Origin of the sequence: Sulfurimonas sp. (assembly GCF_027056685.1) — a bacterium.
GTDB lineage: Bacteria > Campylobacterota > Campylobacteria > Campylobacterales > Sulfurimonadaceae > Sulfurimonas.
In genome coordinates this window covers 1-10,886 of the sequence record NZ_JALUKE010000119.1, presented here as the reverse complement: position 1 = coordinate 10,886, position 10,886 = coordinate 1, and the positions used below count along the sequence as shown (strand labels likewise).

The window sequence follows — 10,886 nt, the reverse complement described above, 5'->3', positions numbered from 1 at the left end:
TGGAAGAGGAGTTTTATGCACTCTCCGGACAGACTTTTGCCCTTGGCGCATTGCCGCGACTGCTGTGGCTAAAAAATAACCGACCTGACATTTATGAAAAAGTGGCAAAGATCTCTATGATAGGCGATTGGATACTTGCGAAATTGTGCGGCGTGATAGCGAGTGACCCAAGCAATGGCGGGACAACAGGCGTATTTTCTCTCTCTAAACGCAGCTGGGTAAGTGAGATGGCAAGAAAGGTTGGACTTAAAGATGACATTTTTCCTGAAGTGTTGGAAGTGGGTACACCTATGGCAAAGGTAAGCCAAAAAGCTGCACAGGAGAGTGGGCTCTCTCAAAATACTCTTGTTGTGATGGGTGGCGGCGATGTGCAGCTTGGCTCTGCAGGACTTGGTGTAGTCGAAGCGGGGCAGGTGGCAGTGCTTGGCGGCTCATTTTGGCAGCAGGTAGTAAACATTCCCTCTCAAACGCAGCCCCCGTCAGATATGAGCGTGCGGGTAAATCCTCATGTCATAAGAGGACTCTCTCAGGCTGAGGGCATTACCTTTTTTAGTGGACTTGTGATGCGCTGGTTTCGTGATGCTTTTTGTGATCTTGAAAAAGAAGAAGCCGCTAAACGCAGCTGTGATGTTTATGAGATACTTGAAGAAAAAGCAGCAGCAGTTCCTGTGGGTTCATACGAAATACTTCCGATATTTTCCGATGTGATGCGTTACTCAAAGTGGTACCACGCGGCACCGAGCTTTTTAAACCTCTCCCTAAACGCAGCAGAGTGTAACCGTGCTTCAATGTTTCGTAGTCTGGAAGAAAACGCAGCCATAGTCTCAAGCCTCAACTTAGAAAAAGTAGAAGCTTTTACGGGTATGAAAATAGAGAGCATCGTTTTTGCAGGTGGAGCAAGCAAAGGTGCTTTGTGGTCACAGATACTCAGTGATGTAAGCGGGTACAGTGTGAAAATTCCAAAAGTAAAAGAAGCAACGGCACTTGGTGCTGCCATGGCTGCGGGAGTTGGGTGTGGTGTTTATGAGAGCCTTGTAAACGCAGCAAAAGAGTTGGTGGTATGGGAAAAAACATATACCCCTAACTTGGACAATAAAAAGATATATGACAGATTAAAAATTAAGTGGCAAAAGGCTTATGAAGCACAATTAAAGTTGGTTGATGATAATATCACGACTTCAATGTGGAAAGCTCCCGGACTATAAGGTAAAAAATGAAAAACAGAATAAATTTTGAAGATGCGTTAAAACTTTATGAAAAAGATATATTTGAACTTGGCACTTTAGCGGATGCAAAGCGTCAAGAACTTCACGGTAAAAAGACCTACTTTAACATCAATCGTCACATCAACCCTACGAATATTTGTGCGGATGTATGTAAATTTTGTGCTTACTCAGCAAATAGAAAAAATCCAAATCCCTACACGATGAGTCATGAAGAGATTTTAAAAATCGTAAAAGAGGTGGATTCTCACGGTGCAAAAGAGATACACATTGTCTCTGCGCATAATCCTAATGTACCTATTGAGTGGTACCTTGGAATATTTAAGAAGATAAAAGAGGCGTATCCTCATTTGCATATAAAAGCACTGACCGCTGCTGAGGTGGATTTTCTCTCTCGTCATCATGGTCTAAGCTATGATGAGGTGCTTGACTTGATGGTGGAAAATGGTGTGGACTCCATGCCCGGTGGTGGTGCCGAGATATTTGATGAGAAGGTGCGTGACTTTATCTGTAAAGGCAAAGTGACCTCCGATCAATGGTTTGAAATACACAGAAAGTGGCATGAACGCGGCAAAAAATCAAATGTGACGATGCTCTTTGGACATATAGAGTCGCGTGAGAATCGCATAGATCATATGATGCGCATTCGTGATTTGCAAGATAAAACGGGCGGGTTTAACTGCTTTATTCCTCTTGTCTATCAGACAGAAAATAATTACCTTAAAATTGACAAACCTGTCACTGCAAATGAGATTTTAAAAACAATGGCAATTTCACGACTAGTACTCGATAATGTACCAAACTTAAAAGCCTACTGGGTAACTTCTACTGTAAACCTTGCACTTGTCGCTCAGGAGTTTGGTGCAAATGACCTTGATGGGACAATAGAAAAAGAGTCCATAAACTCCGCAGCAGGTGCAAAGAGTGCCAATGGTGTACAGCTTGAGGATTTTACAGCACTCATTCGCAACAGCGGGTTTATTCCTGTGGAGCGTGACAGTCTGTACAATGAAATAAAGGTCTGGTAGTTGGAGATAACTCTTGTTATCCCAACCTATAACCGTTATGAACTTTTAAGGCGGGCACTTGCTTCGGTGTTTGCTCAAACGCAGCAAGTTGATGAGATCATTGTTGTTGATGATGGCTCGACTGATGACACCGTACAAATTACAAAAGATTTCCCCTCCATTACTTACATTCATCAGGAAAATCGCGGTGTTTCAGCTGCAAGAAATGCAGGCATTCAAAAAGCAAAAAATGAGTGGATAGCTTTTTTGGACTCTGATGATGAGTGGCATCCGCAAAAGATTGAAGAGCAAACGCAGTTTCATTCAAATAATAGTGATATTGTGATGAGCTATACCGATGAGCGCTGGATTAGAGATGATAAAGAGGTAAAAGTTCCTAAAAAGTATGCGAAAGTTGGTGGGGAGATATTTCAGGCGTGTCTCTCTCACTGCATCATCGCTCCCTCTGCTGTGCTTATGCATAAATCTTTGTTTGAGGAGTATGGATACTTTGATGAAGAGTTGGAGGTGTGTGAAGATTATGACCTGTGGCTTCGCACTGCGTTTAGCGAAAAAATCGGACTTGTCAATAAAAAACTCATCACAAAATATGCAGGACATCCTGAGCAGTTGAGCTTTAAACACTGGGGAATGGATAGATTTCGAACACAGGCTTTGGAAAAGCTTTTACAAAATTGCCAAGATGAAGTAAAGTGTGAAAGAATACGACAAGAGCTACTTAAAAAGTATGCGCTTTTACTTAAAGGTGCCAGAAAATATGATAAAATGGCAGATATTAAATTTTATGAAAAAAGAGTTGAGAACTTACAATGACCTATGAACACAATTTTAACCCCACAATTTCCGATAAAGATGTTTTTACACAAATAGTAAAAGAAAAAGAGGATATAGGCTACTATAACCTCCCTTTTCAAGACACTACTGCGTTTAAAGAGTATGCCAAAGAGGTGAAACAGACAAATGTCGTTGTCATTGGAATTGGCGGGAGTAGTTTGGGTACATATGCCATATACAAATATCTCAAACACTCACGAGATTTGCATAAAAAGCTCTTTTTTCTTGAGACGACTGACCCTATTGACATCAAATCAAAGTTAGAGAATATTGACCTTGAAGATACACTTTTTGTGGTCATTTCAAAGTCAGGAACGACTGTTGAAACGGTCTCTATCTTTAAGTACATCAATTCTCTTGTGACTTGTGATGCATCAAATACTGTGGTCATCACAGAGTATGACTCAAAACTCAATGCCTATGCAAAAATACATAGAATGAAGCGTTTTGAGATACCTAAAAATGTAGGTGGGCGTTTCTCTGTATTCTCTGCTGTCGGGCTGCTTCCTTTGGCAATTGTCGGCATAGATATTGATGAACTGCTTCGAGGTGCACAAGAGACGCATAATGACTTTTTTGGTGGTATGTGGAGTGAGAGTAAAAAGCTTGAAACGAACCAAAGACTGCTGAAAAAAGCGAGATTTTTAGTAGAGTATAAAAACAGTTTTAACATAAATGTCGTTTTCTCTTACTCTTCAAGACTTGAGGGCTTTAACAAGTGGTACATTCAACTCTGGGGTGAGAGCCTTGGGAAAATTGACATCAACAACACGCATCAAGGACTTACTCCTGTGGGAATTATAGGGCCAATAGACCAGCACTCATTTTTACAGCTCATCATACAAGGGCGACGAGATAAAACTGTAACTGTCATAAAAGTAGAGAACTTTGACAATGACCTGAAAATTCCTGCAGTGACTCTTGATGGACTAGAAGAGCTTGACTACTTGAACAATTTAGAATTTTCTTCACTTATAAAATCACAAGCAGATGCGACCATAGAGTCCATAAACGCAGTGGGTGACATTCCATGTGATGTCATAAGCATAGATGGAGTTTGTGAGAGCTCTATTGCAAGTTTGATGTATGAGTATGAGTTGCTTACATCTTTAGTTGGAAAATTTATGTATATAAATACATACGATCAACCAGGGGTTGAAAGTGGGAAGATTATTTTGAAGAAGAATCTTGGGAATAAAATATAATTTTATATTTGTAGAGGTCATAACATTGGATGTTAAAAGCTAGTTGTAATTTTATTAGTTGTATAATTCGTAGAATAGAATAGAAGGAAAAAAATGCTTAACAATAAAACAGTATTAATTACAGGTGGAACGGGTTCATTTGGAAAAAAATTTATAGAAACGATTTTGACTCGTTACCCTAAAGTCAAAAAGATAATTATTTATTCTCGTGATGAATTAAAACAATCTTTAATTAAGCAAAAGTATCCTAGCTTTGATTTTCCCCAGTTACGTTTTTTTATTGGTGATGTGAGAGATAAAGAGCGTTTAGTTCAGGCTTGTGAAGGTGTTGATGTCATTATTCATGCAGCAGCTATTAAACAAGTAGATACTGCTGAATATAATCCTACAGAGTGCATTAGAACAAATGTTGATGGTGCTGAAAATGTTATATATGCGGCATTAAATTGTGGTGTACAAGATGTTGTGGCTTTATCAACGGATAAGGCATGTGCCCCTATTAATCTTTATGGGGCTACAAAGTTAGCATCAGATAAACTTTTTGCCGCTGCTAATAATATTAGGGGCTCAAAAGATATTCGTTTTAGTGTTGTTCGTTATGGTAATGTAATGGGCTCTCGTGGTAGTGTTATTCCCTTTTTTATTGATAAACGCGAAGAAGGTGCTTTGCCCGTTACACACAAAGATATGACACGCTTTAATATTTCTCTTCAAGATGGAGTGAATTTAGTGATGTTTGCACTTGATAATCATTTGGGAGGAGAAATATTTATTCCTAAAATTCCTTCTTATAAAATTGTAGATGTTGCAACAGCTGTTTGTCCAACATGTGAAATTAAAGAGGTAGGTATTAGACCAGGTGAAAAATTGCATGAAGAGATGATTACAGATACAGATTCTTTAAATACCATTGATCTTGGTCCTTATTATGCAATTCTTCCATCTGTTTCATATACTTACAGTGAAGAAGATTATATGAAACATCATAAGGCTAAAAAAGTTCCATTTGGATTTAAATATAATTCCGGAACGAATGATGAATGGGAAACAGTTGAGGGCTTGCGTCAATTGATTGTTGAACATGTAGATTCTACTTTTAAGGTTTAATGTGATTCCTTACGGTAAACAATTTATTATTCAGGAAGATATTGATGCAGTTATTGTAACACTTGAATCAGATTATTTGACTACTGGTCCAAAAGTTAAAGCTTTTGAAGAAGCTCTTGGTAAGTATTGTGAAGTAAAGTATTGTGTAGCTGTGTCAAATGGCACAGCTGCTCTACATTTGGCTTCTCTTGTTTTACTTAACAAAGGCGATAAGGTTCTTACAACACCTAACTCATTTTTAGCAACTTCCAATGCCATTCTTTATGCTGGTGCAAAACCCATTTTTGTTGATATAGCTGAAGATGGAAATATAGATTTGGACCTATGTGAAAAAGAACTACAAAAAGATCCCACTATCAAAGCAGTTTATTCTGTTGCATTTAGTGGACACATGGTTGAGCAACAAAAATTAAAATATCTTAGAGAGACATATAATGTCATTATTCTAGAAGATTGTGCGCATGCCATTGGTGCAAAAGATGCTGATATTAAAGCAGCATCTTGCACCAATAGTGATGTTTCTATACTCTCATTTCATCCTGTTAAACATATGACAACTGGTGAAGGTGGTGCTATCACTACCAATTCAAAAAAAATATATGAAAAATTATTAATTCTGCGTAATCATGGTATGGTAAAAACAGAAGAAATGAAACCATGGGAATATGAAATGCGGGAACTTGGATTTAACTACCGTATAACAGATATGCAGTGTGCTCTTGGCTTGTCTCAATTAAAGAGATTAGATAATTTTATTGATAGACGCATTGCTATAGCCCAAAAGTATGATAAAGCGTTTTTGGGTACTATTGTTAAGCCTCTGTATATGTATGATGGAAAATCATCCTATCATCTTTATGTTGTAAAAGTAGATTTTACAAAGACATTTCTTTCGAAAGTTGATCTTTTTAATATATTAAGAGAAAAGGGTATAGGTATTCAATTACATTATATGCCTATAAATAAACAGCCATATTACAAAAATTTGGGTTATGGAAAAGAATATACACCAGTTATGGATAATTATTATGAAGAGTGTTTTTCTTTACCCATGTATCCAAAAATGACAGTTCAAGAACAAACTTATGTTATTAAGACGTTGTTTGAGGTGTTAAGTTAATGCAAAAAGATGCAGTTGCTATTATTCCTGCTCGTGGTGGGAGTAAAAGAATACCAAAAAAAAATATAAAAGATTTTTTTGGTAAACCTCTTATTGCTTACAGTATAGAAGTTGCACTCGCTTCCAAGCTTTTTGAAAAAGTTATAGTAACGACAGATGATGAAGCAATAGCAAAAATAGCAAAAGAATATGGAGCAGAAGTTCCTTTTCTCCGCCCTAAAGAACTTGCAGATGATTTTACAGGGACACAAGATGTTATAAATCATACTATATCTTATCTTGAAAATCAAGGAGAAAGTTATAAGTATATTTGTACCATTTATGCAACAGCACCACTTTTAGACAAAGAGTATTTGATTCAAGGTTATGAAAAACTTAAAAATAGTAATGCTGTTCATGCTTTTAGTGCAACGACAATGCCTTTCCCAATTCAGCGAACCTTTAAACTCACTACAGACGGTCGATGTGAAATGTTTACGCCAGAGTATTATTTGACAAGAAGTCAGGACTTAGAAGAAGCTTATCAAGATGCAGGGCAGTTTTACTGGACAAATAGAAAATTAGAAAAAAATTCTAATAGTAAGGTGCTATTTAGCGATATTAGCATTCCAATCATTCTTCCACGACATTTAGTTCAAGATATTGATACTTTTGAAGATTGGCAACGAATAGAAAAGCTTTATGCATTACACAATAAAAATATCTATGACAAATGGAGTACTCTTAAGCAAAAACTTGAAAAAAGAAAAGAGTTGCAGTTTAATGAACGAGAAATACTTTTCATATCTATGGGACAAAATATAGGTTTTGAACAGTATGGCAAAGGAGAAGAGTTTTTGCGACCTGTTGTAGTTGTAAAAAAATTTAGCAAACATCTTTTCTTGGGAATTCCATTAAGCAGTAAAACCAAAAATGGTTTTTTCTTTCACACTATTTGTTTTAAAGGGCGTGAAAATTCAGCACTTTTATTGCAATCAAAAACATTTGATGCTAAAAGAATTAAATATAGACTGGCAAAATTAAGTGAAAATGAGTTTAAAAAGTTAGTAGAAAAATTTTGTGAAGTGGTAACCCCTACTCCAAACGGAAAGGGGAGCGCCTAATGGCGAATTTCAAGATGGATTATAGCACAAAACAGAAAAATAAGCAAACTATTCTTTTTAGAGCAGATTCCTCATCAACAATAGGTATCGGTCACATCATGAGAGATTTAGTTTTAGCGCAACGAGATTTTAAAGATGATAATATTGTTTTTGCCACACAGGACTTCAAGGGAAATATAAATCACAAGATAGTTGAAGCAGGTTATAAAATAGAATTATTACACTCAAATGATATCGAAGAGTTTATTTCAGTAGTGCAGAAGTACGAAGCTGATTTAGTCGTTATAGATCATTATCAAATAGATTATAAATATGAGCAAACATTAAAAGAAAGAGTCAATGTGAAAATTTTAGTCTTTGATGATACTTATGAAAAGCACTATTGCGATATTTTGCTAAATCATAACCTTTATGCTGATCCAAAAAAATATGAAGGGTTAGTATCTAAACAGTGTGAGTTAAGATGTGGAAGCAAATATACACTTCTAAGAGATGAATTTATTATTGAAAAAGCAAAAGGCAGACAAAACAGCAACAACCCTGAAAATCTTAATGTCTTTATAGCCATGGGTGGCGCTGATCACAGCAACTTAAATACTAAGATCTTAGATGTTTTGAAAAACTTTCCAAATATTCATGCTCATGTTGTTACAACTATGGCTAACCAACATTTAGAAGAGTTAAAAAAATACATTGAGAATAAAAGAGATATAACTTTACACATCAATACAGATAAAATAGCATTACTAATGAACAGAGCGGACTTTGCTATTGTAACACCAAGTGTTACCGTGAATGAAATTGTCCATATGGGTATTCCTTTTATTTCTATAAAAACAGCAGAAAACCAGAATGAGATGTATCAGTACTTAGATCAACATCACTACTCTATACTAGAAAAGTTTGATGCGGCTGATCTGCTTAAAAAAATAGCAGTGATAACTTCTAACGAGATTGAACTAGTCAATTTTACAGACCTCTCTTTAAATGAGAAAAAAATGATTTTAGAGTGGCGAAATCATTCAAGCATTCGTCAATGGATGTTTACTAGTGAGTGTATTAGCTTGCAAAATCATTTGAAGTACATTGACACTTTAAACACTAGAGATGACAGGTCATACTTTTTAATCAAAAGAATTTCTCAGTCTATTGGTGTTATAGACTTTACCAATATAGATCATCGTAACAAGACAACAGAATTTGGACTTTATGCAAATCCTGCTTTAAGAGGTGTTGGTAATCAGTTGATGGAATCTGTAATTGATTATGCATTCAACACTTTAGACATTAAGAAGTTAATCGCAGAAGTTTTTGAGGAGAATTATGCAGCTATTAAACTCTATAAGCGATATGATTTTAAAACAGTAATGACAAAACAAATAAACAACAAAAATATCATCTGTATGGAGTTAGACAATGAAAATAGGTAATTTTGATCTAAAGAGTGACGGTGTCTTCATTATCGCAGAGCTATCTGCTAACCATGGTGGAAAGATTGAGATAGCTAAAGAGACTATTAAAGCAGCAAAAGAGATCGGTGCTAATGCCATAAAACTTCAAACTTACACAGCAGACACATTGACGTTAGACTCTGACAAAGATGACTTTGTCATCAAAGGGGGAACCCTTTGGGATGACAGAAAGCTATATGACCTTTATAAAGAAGCCTACCTCCCTTGGGAATGGCACGAAGAGTTGTTCAGATACGCAAGAGAAATAGGTATAGACATTTTCTCTTCTCCTTTTGACAAAACAGCCGTTGATTTTCTGGAACAGTTTGAACCATCAGCTTATAAAATAGCATCATTTGAGATCACCGACTACGAACTTATCCGTTACACTGCTGCTAAAGACAGACCTATCATAATTTCAACAGGAATAGCGACTATAGATGAGATTCAGGATGCAGTAGACATTTGTAGAGCTGAAGGTAACAATGATATTGTCCTGCTAAAATGTACATCAGCTTATCCTGCCGCACTAGAAGATGCAAACCTTTTAACCATTCCAAATTTAGCAGAGACCTTTGGTGTTGTCAGTGGTTTTTCAGACCATACACTCGGAACAACGGCACCTATCGTTGCGACGACATTAGGTGCAAAAGTTATTGAAAAGCATTTCATCTTAGATAAGTCTATAGGTGGTGCCGATGCAGACTTTTCTTTGGACAAGCAAGAGTTTTCCGAGATGATAAAAGCTGTTAGAGATGCAGAAAAACTTCTTGGTAAAGTTGACTATAGTATGACTGAGAAAAAGAAAAAGAGCAGACAGTTCTCCCGTAGTCTTTATGTCGCTGAAGATATAAAAGAAGGTGAAGTGATCACTGAAAAAAATGTTCGCTCTGTTAGACCTGGGTATGGACTTCATCCTAAATATTGGAATACAATTATTGGTAAAAAAGCAACAAAAAATATTGAAAAAGGTAGCGCTATTCAAATGGATATGTTTACTTGATTACTAAATTTTTGTCATCATCCATTGTAAATTTAGGTTTGCGTGGTTTGTCTATGCTTGCTAAGTTTCTGTTGATTATTTATATTGGAAAGTTTCTAAGTGTTTCAGAATTGGGTGAATATGGTCTGTTTGTAACGACAGTTACTATTTCAATCTATTTTTTAGGCTTAGATTTTTATACATATAATACAAGAGAGATATTAGCAAAAGAAAAAGAAGCAAGATTACCATTAATACGCGATCAATTTGTATTTCATCTTTTGGTTTATGTTATTGTCTTACCTCTTCTTTTGAGTATATTTTTATTTGGTATAATTGAGACAAAGTTTATAGTCTATTTTTATCTTATTCTTGTTTTTGAGCATTTAGCGCAAGAATTATATAGACTATATACAACGCTCCAAAAACCAATATTTGCAAATTTTTTGTTATTTTTAAGAACAGGTTTGTGGGTTTATGTTATCATTGCTGTCTGGTATGTTAATATAGATGGTCTAAAAAATCTTACAACTGTTTGGATTGGCTGGATAGTAGGCTCTTTTGTTTCAATAATAGTTGGTGTAGTGAGCTTAAATAAAGAGTATGATTTTAAAGGATTAGCTGAAAAGATTGATTGGGTTTGGATAAAAAATGGACTGAAAGTAAGTATGCCTTTTTTTGTAGCAACCTTGGCGTATAAAGTTATAGAGTTTTCGGATCGATATATGATAGATTATTATATGACAAAGGCTGATGTTGGTATTTATACTTTTTTTGGGAGTATTGCGAATACTATTAATATTGTTGTATTTACATTAGTTATTATGATATAT

The 10,886-nt window shown here is 35.8% G+C and carries 10 protein-coding genes and 1 pseudogene; all 11 read left to right on the top strand.

Annotation, left to right across the window (positions count from 1 at the left end):
- The coding region (lsrK, locus tag MVY38_RS05375; RefSeq protein WP_297484125.1) for an autoinducer-2 kinase at positions 1-1,205 on the top strand (1,205 nt) is incomplete at its 5' end.
- Positions 1,206-1,213: 8 nt separating this feature from the next.
- Positions 1,214-2,251, top strand: a complete 1,038-nt coding sequence (gene mqnE, locus MVY38_RS05370) for an aminofutalosine synthase MqnE (protein ID WP_297484123.1) — start codon at positions 1,214-1,216, stop codon at positions 2,249-2,251.
- On the top strand, positions 2,252-3,064 hold the full coding sequence (locus MVY38_RS05365; RefSeq protein WP_297484121.1) for a glycosyltransferase: 813 nt from the start codon (positions 2,252-2,254) through the stop codon (positions 3,062-3,064).
- Positions 3,061-4,290 carry a glucose-6-phosphate isomerase gene (locus tag MVY38_RS05360; protein ID WP_297484119.1) on the top strand — a complete coding sequence of 410 codons (1,230 nt, stop codon included), beginning with the start codon at positions 3,061-3,063 and terminating at the stop codon, positions 4,288-4,290. The genes MVY38_RS05365 and MVY38_RS05360 overlap by 4 nt, the downstream gene beginning before the upstream one ends.
- A 93-nt stretch (positions 4,291-4,383) precedes the next feature.
- On the top strand, positions 4,384-5,397 hold the full coding sequence (gene pseB / locus MVY38_RS05355) for a UDP-N-acetylglucosamine 4,6-dehydratase (inverting) (protein ID WP_297484118.1): 1,014 nt from the start codon (positions 4,384-4,386) through the stop codon (positions 5,395-5,397).
- Between the two features lies 1 nt (position 5,398).
- The gene (pseC, locus tag MVY38_RS05350) at positions 5,399-6,517 is read left to right on the top strand and encodes a UDP-4-amino-4,6-dideoxy-N-acetyl-beta-L-altrosamine transaminase (RefSeq protein WP_297484117.1); all 1,119 of its coding nucleotides are present in this window, start codon (positions 5,399-5,401) and stop codon (positions 6,515-6,517) included.
- Positions 6,517-7,254: pseudogene (gene pseF, locus MVY38_RS05345) on the top strand (pseudaminic acid cytidylyltransferase); the annotation flags it as partial. The gene pseC and the pseudogene pseF, both read left to right, overlap by 1 nt.
- Before the next feature lie 51 nt (positions 7,255-7,305).
- A complete protein-coding gene (locus MVY38_RS05340) occupies positions 7,306-7,620 on the top strand; it encodes a type II toxin-antitoxin system PemK/MazF family toxin (protein WP_297484127.1) in 315 nt (104 codons plus the stop codon).
- Complete coding sequence (gene pseG / locus MVY38_RS05335) at positions 7,620-9,050, top strand: UDP-2,4-diacetamido-2,4,6-trideoxy-beta-L-altropyranose hydrolase (RefSeq protein WP_297484116.1); 1,431 nt, start codon at positions 7,620-7,622, stop codon at positions 9,048-9,050. Before MVY38_RS05340 ends, pseG begins: the two co-directional genes overlap by 1 nt.
- Positions 9,037-10,074: a pseudaminic acid synthase gene (pseI, locus tag MVY38_RS05330; RefSeq protein WP_297484115.1), complete on the top strand. Its 1,038-nt coding sequence runs from the start codon at positions 9,037-9,039 to the stop codon at positions 10,072-10,074. The genes pseG and pseI overlap by 14 nt, the downstream gene beginning before the upstream one ends.
- An 11-nt stretch (positions 10,075-10,085) precedes the next feature.
- The coding region (locus MVY38_RS05325) for an oligosaccharide flippase family protein (RefSeq protein WP_297484114.1) at positions 10,086-10,886 on the top strand (801 nt) is incomplete at its 3' end.